General features: G+C 48.8%; 17 protein-coding genes. 11 read left to right on the top strand and 6 right to left on the bottom strand.

Annotation, left to right across the window (positions count from 1 at the left end; genetic code table 11):
* Positions 1-130: 130 nt before the first annotated feature.
* From IPM50_03230 to IPM50_03220, 3 genes are read left to right on the top strand one after another with little or no spacing between them, the layout of a single operon-like run.
* Positions 131-1333 carry an SAVED domain-containing protein gene (locus IPM50_03230; protein QQS33611.1) on the top strand — a complete coding sequence of 401 codons (1203 nt, stop codon included), beginning with the start codon at positions 131-133 and terminating at the stop codon, positions 1331-1333.
* A gap of 4 nt (positions 1334-1337) precedes the next feature.
* A complete protein-coding gene (locus tag IPM50_03225; protein QQS33610.1) occupies positions 1338-2243 on the top strand; it encodes a nucleotidyltransferase domain-containing protein in 906 nt (301 codons plus the stop codon).
* Positions 2244-2993 carry a hypothetical protein gene (locus IPM50_03220; GenBank protein ID QQS33609.1) on the top strand — a complete coding sequence of 250 codons (750 nt, stop codon included), beginning with the start codon at positions 2244-2246 and terminating at the stop codon, positions 2991-2993. It abuts the gene before it with no gap.
* 64 nt (positions 2994-3057) lie between these two features.
* Here IPM50_03220 and IPM50_03215 read toward each other — a convergent pair whose 3' ends face one another.
* The 5 genes from IPM50_03215 to IPM50_03195 form a co-directional block, all read right to left on the bottom strand.
* On the bottom strand, positions 3058-3342 hold the full coding sequence (locus IPM50_03215) for a CHAT domain-containing protein (GenBank protein ID QQS34443.1): 285 nt from the start codon (positions 3340-3342) through the stop codon (positions 3058-3060).
* A gap of 19 nt (positions 3343-3361) precedes the next feature.
* Positions 3362-5614 carry a CHAT domain-containing protein gene (locus IPM50_03210; GenBank protein ID QQS33608.1) on the bottom strand — a complete coding sequence of 751 codons (2253 nt, stop codon included), beginning with the start codon at positions 5612-5614 and terminating at the stop codon, positions 3362-3364.
* A gap of 246 nt (positions 5615-5860) precedes the next feature.
* Positions 5861-7684 (bottom strand): S9 family peptidase, encoded by a 1824-nt coding sequence (locus IPM50_03205; GenBank protein ID QQS33607.1) that lies wholly within the window; start codon positions 7682-7684, stop codon positions 5861-5863.
* 98 nt (positions 7685-7782) lie between these two features.
* Positions 7783-8691: a hypothetical protein gene (locus tag IPM50_03200; GenBank protein ID QQS33606.1), complete on the bottom strand. Its 909-nt coding sequence runs from the start codon at positions 8689-8691 to the stop codon at positions 7783-7785.
* Entirely contained in the window at positions 8692-9384 is a 693-nt protein-coding gene (locus IPM50_03195) for a sigma-70 family RNA polymerase sigma factor (protein ID QQS33605.1), read from the bottom strand.
* 329 nt (positions 9385-9713) lie between these two features.
* Between IPM50_03195 and IPM50_03190 the strand changes: the two genes are divergently transcribed.
* The 8 genes from IPM50_03190 (at position 9714) to IPM50_03155 (ending at position 17286) form a co-directional block, all read left to right on the top strand.
* Positions 9714-10019: a hypothetical protein gene (locus tag IPM50_03190; GenBank protein ID QQS33604.1), complete on the top strand. Its 306-nt coding sequence runs from the start codon at positions 9714-9716 to the stop codon at positions 10017-10019.
* 3 nt (positions 10020-10022) lie between these two features.
* Complete coding sequence (locus IPM50_03185) at positions 10023-11381, top strand: toll/interleukin-1 receptor domain-containing protein (protein ID QQS33603.1); 1359 nt, start codon at positions 10023-10025, stop codon at positions 11379-11381.
* Positions 11378-12904, top strand: a complete 1527-nt coding sequence (locus tag IPM50_03180) for a hypothetical protein (GenBank protein ID QQS33602.1) — start codon at positions 11378-11380, stop codon at positions 12902-12904. The genes IPM50_03185 and IPM50_03180 overlap by 4 nt, the downstream gene beginning before the upstream one ends.
* Positions 12905-13330: 426 nt before the next feature.
* The gene (locus IPM50_03175) at positions 13331-13732 is read left to right on the top strand and encodes a single-stranded DNA-binding protein (protein QQS33601.1); all 402 of its coding nucleotides are present in this window, start codon (positions 13331-13333) and stop codon (positions 13730-13732) included.
* Between the two features lie 101 nt (positions 13733-13833).
* The gene (locus IPM50_03170) at positions 13834-14205 is read left to right on the top strand and encodes a hypothetical protein (GenBank protein ID QQS34442.1); all 372 of its coding nucleotides are present in this window, start codon (positions 13834-13836) and stop codon (positions 14203-14205) included.
* Between the two features lie 151 nt (positions 14206-14356).
* Entirely contained in the window at positions 14357-15973 is a 1617-nt protein-coding gene (locus IPM50_03165) for a hypothetical protein (GenBank protein QQS33600.1), read from the top strand.
* A 135-nt stretch (positions 15974-16108) separates the two neighbouring features.
* The gene (locus IPM50_03160) at positions 16109-16552 is read left to right on the top strand and encodes a single-stranded DNA-binding protein (protein QQS33599.1); all 444 of its coding nucleotides are present in this window, start codon (positions 16109-16111) and stop codon (positions 16550-16552) included.
* Positions 16553-16632: 80 nt separating this feature from the next.
* Positions 16633-17286 (top strand): hypothetical protein, encoded by a 654-nt coding sequence (locus tag IPM50_03155; protein ID QQS33598.1) that lies wholly within the window; start codon positions 16633-16635, stop codon positions 17284-17286.
* 11 nt (positions 17287-17297) lie between these two features.
* Here the strand turns inward: IPM50_03155 and IPM50_03150 are convergent, their stop codons facing one another.
* Complete coding sequence (locus IPM50_03150) at positions 17298-17555, bottom strand: hypothetical protein (GenBank protein ID QQS33597.1); 258 nt, start codon at positions 17553-17555, stop codon at positions 17298-17300.
* Positions 17556-17797: the final 242 nt, after the last annotated feature.

Here is a 17797-nt window from a genome sequence, read left to right as displayed (position 1 = left end):
TAATTTATAGCCTAATCAAGCGATCCCGAAATCTAATACTGATTTTTTTGCAGCTTTCCGACAAAAAAATGTCGGGAATCGGCCGCAAACCCAGTATTAGAGCATGGGAGTAGAAATTCCTTTGTTTTTTATGAGATCAACTAAACCAACAGCGAAGCCAAAAGCTTCCACAAAGGCTAAAACGCCCGATTCTCCGGTGATCGATGTCACCCGCAAGATCAAGGTGCCTGTTCAAATTCTGCTTTTTGTCCGTGCAGGCGGCCGATGTGAGTTCGATGGCTGCAACCGGTATCTCACCGAGCACCACCTGACGCACAAGCGTGGCAACTTTGCTCAGATGGCCCACGTCGTCGCCTTCAGTAAGAACGGCCCTCGGGGAAACGTCTCGAACCGACCAGAAGACATTAACGAGGTCGACAATCTGATGCTCCTGTGTCACCCGTGTCACAAGCTGATTGACGACTCACCCAACGAGCATCCTCGCGAAGTGCTTGAGGCTTACAAGAAAGCTCACGAGGACCGCGTGTTCCTGCTCACCGGCACTTCGCCGGACCGGCAGACGACAGCGGTCGGGATCCGGGCGAAGATCGGCACAAAGCCCACGAAGCGGGTTTCGCCGGGTGACATCAACTCCGCAGTCGCACCGCGATACTCCGCGACTCGTGAAGGATTCGATATCGACCTCAACGCAATGCCGGACGAAGGGCCGGAGTTCTATGAGCTTGCGAAGAAGAAGGTACAGAACGATCTGGAACGTGTGGTCGAGACGACGATGAGCGAGGACAAGACTAGCCACCTGTCGGTGTTCCCGCTGGCTCCGATGCCGATCTTGATCTACGCCGGCAGTATCCTCGGCGATAAGGTCGGATGCGACTTGTATCAGAAGCACCGCGACACTCAGGACTGGACGTGGAAGAAGGACGGCGAACCGGTCCGGTACAAATTTCACATGCTGCGCAACGGCAAGGATCGCAAGAATGTCGCCCTTCTGATTTCGTTGAGCGGTACGATCGACGTGGCTGCCTTACCGGCGGACGTCGTAACTGACGCGACCGTTTATGAGATTACGCTCGACGGCGTCGATCCGCATCCCGGGTTTCTTCGCCGTAAAGACGACTTGGACAATTTCCGCGAGGTGTATCAGCGCGCCCTGCGTGCGATCGGCACCAAACACGGCAAACTCGACTCCCTTCACTTATTCCCGGCCGCTCCGGCACCGATCGCGTTTACATGCGGTCGCGGGCTGATGCCGAAGGCGGACCCGACCATTATGGTCTACGACGAGGACAAGCGACTCGGCGGTTTCACAAAAATATTAGAGGTAAACAACTAACACCATGACTAACGAAGAATATCTGAACGAGATTCTCAAATCTCAAACACTTGCAAACGACGGCGACGAGCTGAAATTGCTGCGGCAGCGACGAACGGACGTGGAAAAACTTCTCCGCGAGAAGTACGGTAGCTCACCAAGCATCCGCTACGGCGGTTCGAAGGCAAAAGGCACGATGATCAAAGATTCTTATGATCTTGACGTGATCTGCTACTTCGACAATGACGACGGCACTGCCGGCGACACGCTTCAGGAGATCTATGACGATGTCGCGGAGACCTTTGAAGGGGACTACTATCTCGAACGCAAACCGTCCGCTATCCGCCTGAAGTGCAAGGCCTCGGACGAAATCGAGGACTATCACATAGATGTTGTACCTGGCCGATACGTCGACGACGACCGCGACGATGTTTTTCTGTATCGTCACTCCGGTGAGAAGGGCCGACAGAAGACGAACTTGAACGTTCACATTGGCCACGTCAAGGATAGCGGCGCGATCCCGGCGATCCGTCTCGGCAAGCTTTGGCGAGTACGGAACAAAATGGCGGTCCGCAACTTCATCCTCGAGTTGCTTACTATCGAGCTGCTCAAGGACAAGAAGAATAAGAGCCTGACCGATCAGCTGATTCACCTTTTGACCCAGCTTCGCGACAACATCGACGACATCACGATCGAAGATCCGGCGAATCCGACGGGCAACGATCTGTCCGAGCTTTTCAACACCGCGATCAAATTCGAGCTGTCCGATGCGGCACGGTTCGCACTTGAGTTCGTCGATGACGACAACTGGACCGCGATCTTGGGCGAGGTGCCGGAGTCCAAGTCGCAGTCAGCGTCCGCCGGGCACTCGAACGGCACTTCCTCCGGTCCGCGGATCTTTGTTCCTCGGCCGGCTTTCGGAGGCGAATAGATGTCTCAGGCCTCCAGACGTCTCGATGCGAGCATAAAAGCCATGGCGGACCGCTACCCGGCTCTGACCCTGATCAGGGACGGAAGCGATGCGTCCTGCATGGCCGTATGGGAAGGCTGGCTCCAGCCGATCGGCTCACTTCGGAACTTCGACCTGATCATCTACGATCTGCACTATAACCGTCCCATCATGATCGGCGAGGACGGCGAGATCCTGCACAACCCGCGATGCAAAGGGCCGCACGACAAGCCGTCGATCCGCAAGTACCTGAAACGCCCCAACCGCAGTTTCAAAGTGCGGATCGAACACGCAGGCGGCTCGAGACATCCTCGGGCCTTCATGCTAGACCCGATACTCGTGCGGCGACCGGGTGATCACACTTTTGGCGACGGAGCGAGCTGCGCCTATCCCGCGTGGGAAGACGTATGGGAATGGCAGCGAGATACAGTTGCAGACTTCACGGATCATGTGCTCGTATGGCTCGTGAAATGGAATTTGTTCGACGAGACGAACGGCAAACTGTGGTTGGGGCCGGAAATGAACCACGATGCGTTCTTCCTAGCTGCCACCATCAACTCAAATAGCCAATGCTGGTGCGGTAGCGGCAAGTGCTACGTCAGCTGCCATCGTGCGGAAGACATGGTCAGAGCGGAAGACGAACTTTGTGCCATGCTAAGAGCCAGAAGTTCTTTAATTCAGAACTCCCGCATCGATAAAAGGAATATTAAGACACTTCTTCGATTTATTTAGATTACAGTGATCGGCGGATTAAAATATATAGGCCGCTCGCGATCGTCGGTTCTAAACATCGGAATCATCTGAAATCTCCAAGAATAGTAAAGCCTGCCCAGAAGTAGGGTTCGTGGTATCCATATTCCTTAGTTTGAATCATTGAAATTGCTGCTTTCTGTAGGGCGATTGACGTTGAGCGACCACTTAGGTACTCACGGTAAAAAGTCTGGGCGAAGATACTTGCTGACCTGTCATTTGCTTCCCACTGCGAAGATACTACTGAAGAACTTCCAGAAGCCAGCAACGCCCAGGGAATACTAATCAATCCTTCACCGTTATGAACTTTACTGGTGTCACAGGACGCCAGAAATGCTAAGTTGTTTGGCTTAAGGCGAACCGATAGGAGATCGTTGGGTCAACCGGCCAGAGTCTGCGGCATTCTGCTGAAAGGCAAGGAATGAAGATAGAGAATTTTCGCTATCGAGTTGGGCGTGCATGGAGAAATGAAGGATGTCAGCGTCCGCGGAAGATTTGAGGAAATCCGATTTAGTGGCATTCAGCCGAGGTGAACTTCCGAATAACTTTCCAATACTTATTGCCTCGCTATTTACATAGACTAGCATCTGGCGGTTGAAAGTATCATTCGCAAAAATCTGAATAGTCCGTCTTCGTGGCGGTTCGGATGAAAGCTGCTGCTTCAGCAAATAAACTGAAGGTGAATACGAAATCGTATTCGTCTCGATCAAGTATTTATTACCGTCTTGGCTTAGGGCATGGAATGGTATTCTCCACAATTGTTTGTCGGGAACGATAACTATGTGACTTGAGTTCAAGTCCAACGGTTTCAACAATAGATCGTAGATTTTTTTCCCATCGATTTTGAAGAAAATGCGATCCTTTATCTTAGTTTGGTTTTCTGAGGCGAGTTTTACCACCTGCTCTTCGTTAATGAAAAGCTTAACCGCACGTAGCGGTTTTCCTGATTCGAGAACAAATGCGAGGAGCTGACCGGACGGCGTGAATTCGTAGGAAACGATCGTCACGTCGTTCGGAAGTTTTAAATCCTGCGTCGAGAAATCCTGAGTTTGCAGCCTCGCTGTTTGCTTATCGGCTACGATGCCATTTTCAAGCTTTATTAGAGCCGATTGATTTTCCTTTCCGTCAATATAGTTTCGAGAAGTCGTGAGAAGTTGGTTCCGAATAGAATCGGATAGATCTGGACGAGGCTTCAGCATGGACCGTTCAATTCTGTCTCTGAGCAGATTCGCTTTAAGTAGTTCAGAATATTCAAAGGCTTTCGTGGGAGAGCTGGTCACGTCAATCTCGCTGAGTAGCCGATAGACGGAATGGTGGACTTCCATCATTGCAATCGAAAGATCCACTCTCGTTGCGTTTCTAAATGGCTCGAACAATGAGAGTGATTTTGCCGCATGTTCTCTCGCCGATTTCTCTTCGCCTAGTCGCCATGAAGCCAATGCGAGTTTGTAATAGATCCGGGGAAGGTCGTCTTGAAAATTCTCATCCTCCGTCAATTTACGTAGATGATGCGCATTCTTGATAAGTTCTTTCCAATTCTGATCTCGCTCGGCAATCGTACTTTTCCAATAGGGCACAATGAAGTCGGAAGTGCCTTTCTCGTTTGCTAGCGTTGAAAAATACTCCTCGGAAATCACTCGGTTTCCCTTGAAGTTCTCGACCAAGGCCCTTCCAAGAAGACGCTCAAACTTGAATTGCTTTTGTTTATCGATTGATTCCAATCTTACGAGGTAGTTCTTAGCGGCTTCTATATCATTCTCGTATAACGATCGCAGTAGTAGGCTAGAAAGAAACTGTCCGGAGTGATAGTTCACTCTAGCTCGAGTCGAAAGCTCAAGACCCTTGAGATACAGATCCTTCGATCGTTGTGGCTGGCCAGTTACATCTAGCAGGTTCGCTAATTCAAGATGTGCGATTCTGTTTCGATGTTCGAATTCTCCTATCGAAGATTTCTCGACTAATTGTTCCGCATAAGTCAGGGCATTGGCATAGTAGAATTTCGCGGTCCAAGCTAAGCTCAAAAATCGTAGTGCGTCATAGTAAATTGACATGTGGCCGTTCGCCAGAGCCTCTTTCTCAGCTTTTTCCAACCATATGATCGCTGCAAAATCATGACCCGCTGAATATAGAGTCCGACCGACCTCCAACTGGTAAGCTGCGAGCGATGCTGAGTCATTTGCCGATATCGACTTCGCTAATCGTAGGTTTTCAAGCGCCGCTCCAAAATCGCGCTTCGAGCGAGAAACTGCGGCCTTACACAGGTAAAGAGATGTGACAGATCCCGGCGAGCGAGTCCGTAGGCTGGAATCGGAAATGACTCGCTCAACGATTTGAGCAGCTTCGTCAGGTTGCCCCAATTGTATATAGGTCCGACAAGTTAAGACGGCTAGATCAGACGCCTTTGCGACCCTTCCCGATTGAGAGAGTCTTGAAATCTGAGCGGGTGCAATTTTGGCTAATTCTTCGAAGTAACCTTTTGAATAGAGCGTAGATATGCTTTGGCGGTCGGGCTGGCTTAGAGATGTTTCCGACATGAGAACTAATGCGAAAATGACCAAGATCGACCTTTTCGCATTAGCCCACATGTTCGGTATGTTTCTCATCAACGTTACTCCTAATCCGGTGTAGGTCGACAATCACCGCTGTCTCCGCCCTCATTATTTGGCCTACAATTTGTACATTGCCGCAGGGGACATTGATCGTTGCCGCTCGCGAGCGAGAGCAGAGCCGTCAACGCATATGTGACGATGCTGTTGGCCGCTGGCAATACCCCGCCTGTCGCGAAAATGTTGCCAGCCAACAAAGTTGTCATGGTCAACGCCAAGAGAAGTGCTTTAGTTCGTTTCATTTCATTTCCTCCTTAGGTGAGTCTTAATAAATTCATACATAGCCGCCGTGACGAAGCGTCCCGAGACGCCATGTCCCGCCTCATTGGCAAATATGAACCACACATCGGCCCCTGCATCTCGAAGTTGAGATTTGAGACCAAGAACGTCCCCTTCCGGGACCCTTGAGTCGAGTTTTCCCCTGGTCAAGAACAACGGCGTTCCTTTCCATTTCGAAGCATTGTTCAGCGGCGAAAGCTCATCAAGCTTTTTCATCAAGATTTCGTCTTTCGGATCTCCGTATTCATTCTTTGCAAATTCATCAATCCAACTTTGCTGCAGATAATTCCTGATCGACACGAGCGGATATTCGGCGATGACCGCCCGGATTCGGGAAGATTCCTTAAGCCCCGTCGCTAGAGCGACGAACCCGCCGTAGCTTTCGCCACGTATAATTACGTTATCCGCATCGAGGTCCGGCTGCTTCTTTATCCAATCGAGAAGAGAGCTAATGTCGCGAACGGCATTCTCTCTTTTGGAGCCATTGTCCGCGTCCATAAAGTCGTTTCCGAATCCCCTAGATCCTCGGATGTTGGTGTGGATAATGGACACTCCGAGAAACGTCGCAAACCGGACATCGAGAGAACTAAATGTCGGACGGTCAATTACTTGGGGCCCACCATGGATGAAAACAAGTACTGGACTCTTCTTTTCAATCTTGGCGGGCTTTACGATGTAACCCGAAATCTCCTTAGAGTCAAAAGATCTCCAGCGTATTGTCTCCGGAGGCTTTACTGTGCCGGAAAGCACATCTGGCAGTCTGGGCTTCGTCCAAACTGTTGTCTTTTTAGTTTTTAGATCGAACGACTTTATGAACGCGGGTTGACCAATGTTCTCGACTGTGAAAAGAACTTCGCTACTAGAAAGCCAACGGGTGTTCCAAACAACGTACGAACCGTTTAGAAAGTTTGGAACGACCGGCACAATACTTCTGCTCTTCAGTTTTCCGATCCATAGACTGTCGATTCCGTCGAACGCCTCCTGAATCAATAGCGATTTTCCATCAGGCGAAGGTTTTAGGTCGCCCAGATGTCCGTGCACATTTTTAAGGTTGATAATCTCATTGGTTCCGGTGCGCGGATCAACCGAGATTAGGCACCGACCTCCACCACATTCGGGGGAGTCTTCGCTTAAAGCAAGTGGCTTTCCGTCGAAGAAAAATGCCTTAGTTGCATTTCCTGATTCGGAGAGGGGGGTGAGTTTCCCGCTTCCTGTCGAGTATACGTAGATGTGTTGGTTGCTTGAAGATTTCCAGTACTTAAGCAATACGTTGCCACGGTCGTTGTCAATTACATTCCAAAGGCCCTTAAGATCCACTGCAAAGCACTTGCTCGCGTTTAGATCGCTTTGACAGAGCTTTGTCGTTTTTGCCTCATAGTCGTTCAGGGTGAAATAGATGCTTTTTCCGTCACGATCCCACACAAACGAATCGACTGAATCATCCTTGCCGTTAAAACTCGATAGCTTTCTAGCCTCAGATTTTCCGTCCCAAAGGAACAGGGCATAATTATCCGGGTCTTCCTTGTCATTGTTGAAGGCCACAACGGACGAAGTTGGATTGACTCGAAGAGTGCTTGGTACCCTTCCGTCGAGGACCAACTTTGGTATGGCTAAGGGAGAATCCACTGAGTAAATGGCGTTCTTCTCATCGGTGACAAGTAGTTTGCGAGCCGTTCGATCAACGTCCCAGATCAAATTGCTCTTTATCGCAGACGGTTCGAAGAATAGGTGTTTAACATCATCATTCTTGATGAGCGGAATACCCTCTAAACGGAAGCTGGTTGGCACTGGAAAATTGTCAGATTGCTGCGCCCGCACGGAGCTGAGCAAGCAGGAAATGATAACCGCCAGCGCATGAATCTTCATTTGGTTGTGACTTACTCTGTTCATTTTGATTCCACACACCGCATTTCAAACGATCCTCGTTGTCTTTCCATAGCTCCGGATTTTATGTTGTCTTCCGTGGCTGTTCCCGAGGTAAGAGTTTGGGCCGGACCAACGATCTTTTTGCCGTTCTCTAGCGTAACGATCAGCTTCCAGCGATAGGACTTTGCCGGATCAAGCCTCACCGCAGAACGGTAATATGTTTGAGATTTCGATTCGAAATGATCGATCATGTTCTCATCGAGGTCGGAAATATATATGTCGTAGGACTCAGCCCCTTTTACAGAATTCCATCTAAGAAAGACCTCTTTCCCATCGGATTTTGATTCAAGACTGATCCTGGCCCCGCCCGAGCAAGGGTTTTCGCTTCCGCGAGTTTCGGCGTTCTGCAACTTTGGCCCGCTTGCTGTAACGCCTGCCACTTTCCTTTGGTCGGTTTTTGTCAAAAGGGGCTTTGGTCTCGAATCTTTATTTGGCACGTCCACACTCTTTATCGATAACTGTTCCTTCTCGTGAGTTGTCTGATTGGCAACGGTGTCCGGGACTGGATTTAACTCATTCGTGACTGCGTTATTCTTGCTTTTTGCAACAGTATTCGACGTACTGAACTTTTGAACACCAACAAAATAGATCCCCGCCAGAAGCAGAATTGCGAACCCCGCAAATGCTGTTACCCTCGCAAAGGACAATATCGGAAAATCGAAAAATTGGTACTTGTATTCAGATTCATCCAGTCCTAAGCCGTCTGCACCGAGAACACAGTTCCGGAACTCCTGCGGAGTTACTGATGGCAGTTTTGCTCGACATTCTTTGCAGGCGAGGAGATGTCGGCCGATCTCGATCGATCGGGAAGAAAAACTGTCTTCACGAAACATGGCGACTTCAGCAGCTGATAAGTGATCTTGATTCATTTATTTCATCAACTCCTTAAGTCTCTTGCGAGCGTCAAATCTCGCCTTCTTAATCGCGCCTGCGGTTGTCGATCTTTGGCCATTGGCCGAATTCGGATTTGCTATCTTAGCGATCTCAATATCGGTTAGAGGCATTTGTGTTGAAATCCTTTCCCAAGACTTCTTTGTCAGTTCGAGCTTTGCTAACAGTTCATCCTCTTCGATTCCAAATTGGAAAAGATAAAGCACGAGATCTACCGAATTGAAAATAAGCGCTTGGCGTTGATAAAGACTCAGCTTGCAAATACCCTGCCAAACCGTTTTGACTAAAACAAAAGTTTCTGCGGACGAAGCATCGATCCCGCCATCGAGCGCCTCAGTTTCATCGAGAGATACCTCGATCCGTTTATTTCGAGTTGAGAGGTTTCGGTTTACTTCGTTGTGAGCGGTACGCGCGGTGAATGACTTCCAATCGCCTTCTGCCATTTGCGAGCTTTTCTCATCAAACTTCGTGCTCCATTTCCAAAGCCTTAACGCAGCCTCTTGCGAAATATCCGGCATGTCATTCGTTGGGACGGATTTTCGACCAGCGATTACCTTGCGAATCAGCTTTAACGATTCCGCAAAGAAGCCCTCCCGATCAAACGCACCGTCAGACCCACTCGGTGGGTCGCCTGGTGAGGTTTGCAACTTGGAAAGGATCGGGTTATCCACAACTTTATTCGTTTTACTGGACTTGTTAGGACAGGATCAATTTAACTACTGGCGTTATCCAGCCTTCTTATCGATAACTAGCATTATTCGTAGAGACGCTTTTTCAGAGGTTAGAAAAGTTACCTTCTTTCTAACCGGCCATTAAACTCCTGTTCTGCTTAAGTATTGACTGTTATACAACTTACGACGCGCAAATGTAAACAAAAATTATCTAGCACGTCTCGAATTTCTCGATCTGTGTTTGCTCGGTGAATAGCCTGGTGCAAGATGTGTGCCGCGCAACCTGTTCACGCTATGCCGGCGATGGGATCGGATTGTATCTTAGGGGAATGGAACAAGATCTGCGCAGAAATGCCCTCGCGATCAATAACAACAATCGAACAAGGGCGGCTTCGCAACTAGGAATCGGTCATTCCGGATTGATGAGGACGTTGAAACGTATTGCTAATCGGATTGGTGCATTAATCATCCAGCATTGGTTTATTTTTGCACCTAAATGGGTATTTTTGAACCATGCATTTGTAAACCTGTCTCGATGGTCCGTGCACTGCGATCCTGCTCTCCAATTTGATTTTGATCTGTCCGATTTTTTCGACCTGCTTCCCGGTCGCAATTTGGCTATAATCAAAACCTAAAAGATGAGAAAAACCCTATTCATTAGCCATGGCGATACGGTAATCGACAATGAATTCACCAAATGGATCACGTTGAAACTTATCGCATTAGGCTATGAGGTTTGGTGCGATCTTAAATTCTTAGACAAGGGGGTTGATCATTGGGCAGCCATTGAAAGGGAAATACGTGAGAATAGCATAAAAGTCTTGCCCGTTTTATCCGTCTTCTCGAATCGAAGGGAAGGAGTCCTGAAAGAACTTGCGGTAGCCGAGAAGGTTAAGAAGGTGTTGGATGACGACGCGTTTATCATCCCGCTGATGATTGATCAAAATCTTTCGTTCGACGATATTAATATCGAGGCCGTTAGACTAAATGCTGTAAATTTTAGGACTTCTTGGGCCGCTGGATTAAGGGACCTGCTAGAAGCTCTGGAAAAGCAAGAGGTTCCGTGCAGTAGTCCAAATCCCGAACTAACTTCCTTGCTATACCAGCAAATATTTTTACACGACAAGGGAGCTATTGCCGAAGAAGAAGTTTACCAATCCAATTGGTTCCCGATCATTTCATTTCCTGAGGAGTTACGCTTTCATGAGTTTCCACGCCGCGTAATCGAAAATCGTAATTCGCCGGGGATTAAATATCCCACTGCCCGATACGGTAAATATCTTGCTACGTTCGCGTGGGAATATGATTTTATTGATGAATTTCCGGAAACGAGTACTTACCTTAGCAGTTGGAGCGTCAGAATTCCCATGATTGATATTCTTACGGGTACCATTAAAGAGACGAATTTTATTCGTCCCATTGAATGTAAGAGACTTGTCGTCGATTTACTTAACCAAGCTTCTGCTCGATTTATGGTTGAAGCAGGTTTACGCGATTACGAGATGTCAAATCGCGTGGCTTACTGGATTGAAAAGGACACTTTAGAACGGGATAAGTTCAATAAAGTACAGTTACTTGGTAAAGATCATGAAAATACATGGCATTACGGTGTTTCGCCATCAGCGAAGCTTTACCCATTTCCCGTTTTCGTCTTCTCATCTCACATTTTCTTCACAACTAATGGAATAGATCTCATAGATTCTGAGGCCGCGCAACACTCCGCGAGGCGACGACTGGGTAAGAACTGGTGGAATGGAAAATGGCGCCGACTTCTTATGGCTCTTATTGGCTATCTCGGAACAAATTCGAGCGAATTGAAGTTTGACGTAGGGAGCGAAGAACAAATCGTTGTCGGAACCGAGCCTGTAACTTTCCTCGCACCTGCAACTTATAAGAAACCCATAAAGAACACGTTGTCCGAGGAAGTCGAGATTTCAAATATAGGAACCGTTGATGAGATTGACAATGCCCTAGATGATATTCCAGAACCCGAATGAAACCACTTATTTATATTCCCGAACCGAAACTTTTATTTGCTTACGACCAGAAATGTACGGACGTGAGGGATGGATTGGCGATGTACGGCCCAGTAAACGAAATATATGGTATTCGTAGCGGTGTTGTCGCGACTCAGCGAGGCCTGCAAAGTTTTAAAGACTTTCTCGATGGATTGCAAAAGCCAACATATAATGCAAACAACGTAACCCGGCCAATGTTTCCTGGGTTTGAAGCCGTATTTAATTGCAAATGGGAATCCAATAATCTGTATTATCAAGAAGTTCGGAAAGAAGAGATCGATCATTTTCTCTATAACGAGAATACTCATAAACGGACCTATGACCTTGTCTCCTTGTTCTTAGAAAAAATTGTTACAGCGAATAAGAATACCGATGAGACTGTCGATGTTTGGTTCGTAGTCGTTCCAGACGAGATTTACAAGTTTTGTCGTCCGAATCAAACGTTGCCAAAGTATCTTGTTCAGACAAAGCGAACTATCTCAAAGGCTCAGGCAAAGAATTTTCGATTTACACCAAGTCTCTTTTCCCAGTTGGACGAGGATAATCGAGCAAAAGAAGAGGAAGCTCTCGCTTACACTTTTGATGCCCAGTTTCATGACCAATTAAAGGCTCGGCTCCTCACCCACACAATTCCAACGCAGATAGTTCGCGAAAGCACACTTGCTTGGCGAGAGTTTACGAACGGCCGGGGTGTCCCGATTCGTGACTTCTCAAAAATCGAAGGGCATTTAGCATGGACGTTTTCGACGGGCGTCTTCTATAAGGCGGGAGGGAAGCCATGGAAGCTATCAGACATACGAAGTGGAGTATGTTATTTGGGACTTGTCTATAAACAACTAGAGAAAAGCAAGAACCCGAAAAATGCTTGTTGTGCTGCTCAGATGTTCTTGGATAATGGCGATGGGACGGTCTTCAAAGGTGAGATAGGTGAGTGGTGGAATCCTGAAAGAGAAGAGTTTCATTTAGATCCGAAGGAAGCTAAGTCTCTGTTAACCCAAGCCATCGAATCTTATCGCGAGCAAAATAAGGGACAAAATCCGGGAGAAGTATTCATACACGCTAAAACGCGATTCAATAGGGAGGAGTGGGATGCGTTCCAACAAGCTGCTCCTTCTGGTGTCAATCTAGTGGGCGTATCGATGTCGCGGTCCAAACCATTGAAGTTATATAGACAAACTGGGGATTATCCAGTGATGAGAGGCCTCGCCTACCTTATTGACGACAAAAGCGCGTTTCTTTGGACTGTCGGGTACGCCCCCAAAACGCAAACCGCAATGTCAATGGAAGTGCCTAACCCGCTCTTCGTTGAGATAAACAAGGGATCAGCCGATATCAAGCAAGTTCTCTCGGATATCATGGCTTTGACCAAGCTGAACTATAATTCCTGTCAGTTCGCAGATGGTATGCCTGTAACTCTACGATTCGCCGACAAGATTGGGGAAATCTTAACTGCAAGTGCCGACATTAAGGCACCTCCTCTTGCGTTCAAATTCTATATTTAAGTTGTCTTGGAAGCAGGAATTTACTGCTAACCTGCGTTCAAACGAAGACGTTTCTAGCTTCGTGAGCATCCCCGGTGACGAGCCTCCGCATCTACGTCACTACGTAGAAAAGCAAGACTGCCGAACGCAAGAAATTCAGCGGGTACTATCCTCATCAAGGGTGTCGACTACGATATCATCCCTGAATTCTCGCCCTTAATTTCCTCTCGAAAACGAATATCCCTACAAGACGAATAGCTCAGTTTGACAGCTAATGCCTTTCGGCCGGTCAGACGCTGCCGCGATTCTCAAAGTCCTCTCATTCCCATTGTCACTCGATAAACAAATCAAATAAACAGCGGCTGAAAAGGTGTGCCTTCGGAGAAGGATTGAGGGTGTCACTCAACGTGATCCTCAGAAAATTAAACACACAGGAGAATTAAGAAAATGTCAGCAAATATTTCGATCATCGGCAACTTAGGGAAGACCCCGGAAACAAAGATCACGGACAACGGCACCCTCGTGGCGAGCTTTTCAATGGCCTCGAACTCGTTCAGGAACAGCGCGGAGGGACGCGTGGAGAAGACCGACTGGTTCCGCGTGACGGCATTTGGCAAGCAGGCGGAGACACTTGCTCGCTACGTGCGAAAAGGCAGTCGTCTTTACGTTCAGGGCCGTCTGACCTTTAACCCGTGGGTGGATCAGAACGAATCTCCGCAGGCGGGAGCAGAGATCGTGCTTCAGGAGTTCCAATTCCTGTCGGGCCGCCGCGATGAGGAAGGAGACGGAGTCGCAATGCAGACGGCACAAACCGCACCGGTCGAACTCCAGCAGGCCGCCGCATACTAAGTCACAATATAGCTTTTAACTGCCGTCTAGAGATCGCCCTCTTTAGGCGGCAGTGCTTATTTGAACTAGGAACGGCAGCTATGCGATATCGAGTCGTAAGAATGAAACGGATCTCCAGAGAGTTTGTAAGAGCCAATCGCGACCGCATATTCCTGTTCGGTGACAACGTCGCGGGCAAGGGCTTCGGCGGCCAGGCCGCAGCCATGCGGGGCGAACCGAATTGTGTTGGGATACCGACCAAGAAATTCCCGAGTAGTCGAGACGGCGCGTTCTTTACGGATTTAGAATTCGAGCAAAACAAAGCGGCGATCGACCACGCATTCGAGGATCTATTTCACAAAATTTCGAAGGCTGAACAGACCATTGTTATTCCTGCGGACGGCCTCGGTACGGGACGGGCTCAACTTGAGAGCCGGGCACCGCAAACGTTCGCCTATCTACAAAAGTGTTTAAGAGTTCTTTCTCACAAATGACCTGATCTCGTTTCCCCAAACATACTTCTCCCGCAACTTGAGAGGGATTTTCAAGCCTGAATGAAAGTGATTTTATTCAGGGTTTTGAAGATGTGGCCCTTAAATACACGCGTCTTCGATTCGGCAGGTCGCCGATCCAATAGAGGAAGTTATGGCAGAAAGAATAAGTATCGAACAACTCAGAAAGCACGCTCCTAATAATCAGATGCTGGCGTTCATGCCGGTCAATACCGGTTCGCCGATGCAGGACTGGTGTGCGCATCTTTCATCGAATCCGTTGCGAAGGCGAGAGCTCGAAGAGTTCTCGATCTTGGGCGATGTTGTCGTTCGGATCGCCGACGAACTTGAACCGGAAGCGTTGGACCGTGTGCGGATAATGTCGCTCGAATACGCGATGAAGGTTTTGTCCGACGAGACAGATGCTAAGGAATTCGTCAGATGCGTAAAAGCAATCGCGAGCCCGGACGCCGGGCAGTTTGAGTATGAGCAAATTGCCTCGTACTACTACGGCGAGATTAGACGAAGAAGCGTAAATGAGGTTCTTCACGAAATGGGCCTGCTCGGTATGCAGTTAGAAGCTGTTACGGCGACTACGGCAGATCGCGAGATCAGCTTTGAAGAGTCGCGAATGACCGAGCAAAAGCTTTGTGTCGCAGACCAAAGGCGAGTTCAGGAAGCTGCCAAGAATCGCAGTTCGCTACCGCCAAAATGCCCGAACTTCGATGATGAAATGCAGGCGGTTCTGCGGCGTGTCGGACGCCAAAAGATCAGCCGCATGATGTTCGACGACTTTGCCGAATTCTATCTGGAAGACGGCGATAAATCGATCGAAGAACTCGACAGAGACTTCACGACTTTCGATCAACTTGAGCAGTTTGATGAGAACGGACTGATTGGCATAACGATGAGTTCAAGCCAGCGTTCGGTGGTGGTCTTTGATCTCGATTGTGAGATCGATGCAAACTGTCTTCCATACGAATCAAGAGAGCTTTCGTCACAGCTTCCTAAGCTCTTTGTAGGCCATTCTTTAGGCGGCAATGCCGTTCAGGAAGGACGCCGAATGATCAGCTGTGCTGGCTGGGCAATGCCTTCGAGACATCCGTTCTCGGATCGAGAATTCGAGGAATGGCTGGCACTTTCCCTTGATCAGATCTACGACAGCAAAGTCATCCGTTCGGTACGCCGTATCTACTCATTTAAGCAAGGTAGTTTCGAGATCCTTGTAGATCAGGAAATCAACCCTGACTTTGAAGAGATGCAGTACGCCGCTTCTGTCCTGCGCCTAATGTGGCAGCGACAATACTCAGACTTTCATCTGCGAAGCCTTCGTCACGATTCGTATCAAGAAACCTATCTTGCGATTCGCGGAACGTCGGACACGGCAGATTTAGCCGAACTTAAGAAAAAAGCGTACGCAGATTTTAAGGAACACAAAAGCCTTTCCCTTAAGGAGTTCACGGCTCTTAACACCGTCGCAAAATCTCAGGAAGTTAGGTTGAAGAATCAACTTTCAATCGACGCGAAACGCTGGCTCCGAAAGATCGAAATGGCGACTCTTGGACAGCTACGTTTTCTGAAATTCGGTCTCTATAACGACCCGGCGGCGAAGGCATTTAAGCGGCAGGAGAAACAGAAATTGTGGGACGCGGTGAGGGCACGAGACGCAGAACTAAACGAGACCGTTCGCGCGAATCGCACGATCCAGGCGAGCCTCTTCACGCAGCCCAATGTACAGCGAACACAGGTTAAGGTTGTGCATGCGGCCTGAAAATTGAAGAGCAATATTCAACGAAAGGAGCGGCGGCCAGTATTTTAGGCACAACGCCTGGAAAAACTCTCGCAGATGGCGAAACGCCGTTCCGTTCGGAGAACAAATAAACCAAAAAAGGAGCAAGAAAAAACCATGTCAGCAAATATCTCGATACTAGGAAATGCGGGCCGCGATGCGAGCCTGAAATATTCGGAAAAGGGCACGCCGGTCGCGAGCTTTCCGATCGCTTCAAACTCTTTCAAGAACGGCCCGGAAGGGCGCATGCAGGTCACACATTGGTTCAATGTGGTTGCCTTTGGCAAGACTGCGGAGACGCTCGCCGAGCATGTAAAAAAGGGAACGCATCTGCTTGTCCACGGCAGGCTCTCGTTCAGCCCGTGGAGCACAGATAAGGGCGAGCCCAGATCAGGTGCCGAGATCTCGCTCTTCTCATTCGAGTTTGTCGGATCGAACCGTTCGGGCGGCCAAACGGACCAGGAACGTACTGCTGACAGCCCCGAGCCGGACGTTCCTGAATTCACGGGCACGGCTGTTCCCGAGGCACCGGTCAATGAGCCGTTCATCGATCAGTTCTGAGGTAGGTTGTTTTTGCCAGTTGGGGGCATAGCGTCGGTGCCGTGCCCCAGTTTCCTATAGAGAAAAACGAGAGGTGGACAATGAGCGTTACCAAGTTAGTTGAGAATAAAAGCGCGATAGAGAGTGCGGCGGAATATGCGCCTCTTGTGACGATCTACGCGGATGCATCATGCATTAGGAATGGCTCGATCGACTCGTCGGCGGGCTGCGGTGTGGTTATGCTTGATCACAACCGACTGGAGGTAAAACTGGTTTCAAAATATTTGGGACAGATCACCAATCAGCAGGCCGAGATCCTTGCATGCACGTATGCGTTGGAGCAGCTTCGCAGATGTTGTCGTATAGAGATAGTGTCAGACTCAAGATATGTAATAGATACGATGTTGGGCCGAAACCACATGCGTGCAAACCGCACGTTTTGGTCGCGTCTGGTCAAAGCATGCTACGGGCATCATGTCTCCTGGCGGTGGGTAAAAGGACATTCGGGAGTGCAGTTTCAGGAAGTTGCAGACCGTCTGGCCCGTGCTGCGGTAAGAATATGCTGTGACGTTTCAGCTGATGATATGGAGCAACTGGGCGGGCTTCTGTGTCGCGGCTCAGACCGGTTGGATATCCGCGAATTTGAGATGAAGCTTGAATTGATTCTGTCCCAATACGAGTCATCTCATCCGTCGTTTGTTTCCGGTGCAAATTTCGATGGGATTGGAACACTTCCTTCTGCTTTTTCCGCCTAGCTCATATTCTTTTAACCTCTAGTTTTAAGCCAGCTTTTGAATGCCGGATCGCGCTCAAAAAGGTGGTTTAGCGCGTACTCGACAACATCGTCATTGGTGATATCGGTATTCATGCTGATGGACGCGAACTGAAGATATTGTTTCAGTTTGCTGTCGGTCGCTTCGAGTACACGTGTGTTCAATTTTACGAAGTTCAAGCGGTTGATCTGCAGCAGCGGACGCTCGAAATTCTGCTTTGTAGAGGGGGTGATATTGCGCTGATCGTTCATTAGTATTTGGTCTCCTTACGTTGGCGAATTTACTGGCCTGGTTGGTAAATCAATCGGCGTGCCGCGGCAGAGAACTGCGGTATTTGTGGCTACGGGCGGCGAATAAACGAACCGCTTTTGGCGTAGAAAAAGAGGCGGATCGAGGGGGCTCGTAAAAAAACAAAAATTACAGCGGCGGGTGTATGACAGGATAGACCAAGAACCGACCATTGTAATTGGCGTAAGTCTCACACTGTCACTAA

It is taken from the genome of Acidobacteriota bacterium (genome assembly GCA_016700075.1).
Classification (GTDB): Bacteria; Acidobacteriota; Blastocatellia; order Pyrinomonadales; family Pyrinomonadaceae; genus OLB17.
This window is presented reverse-complemented; position numbering and strand designations above follow the sequence as displayed.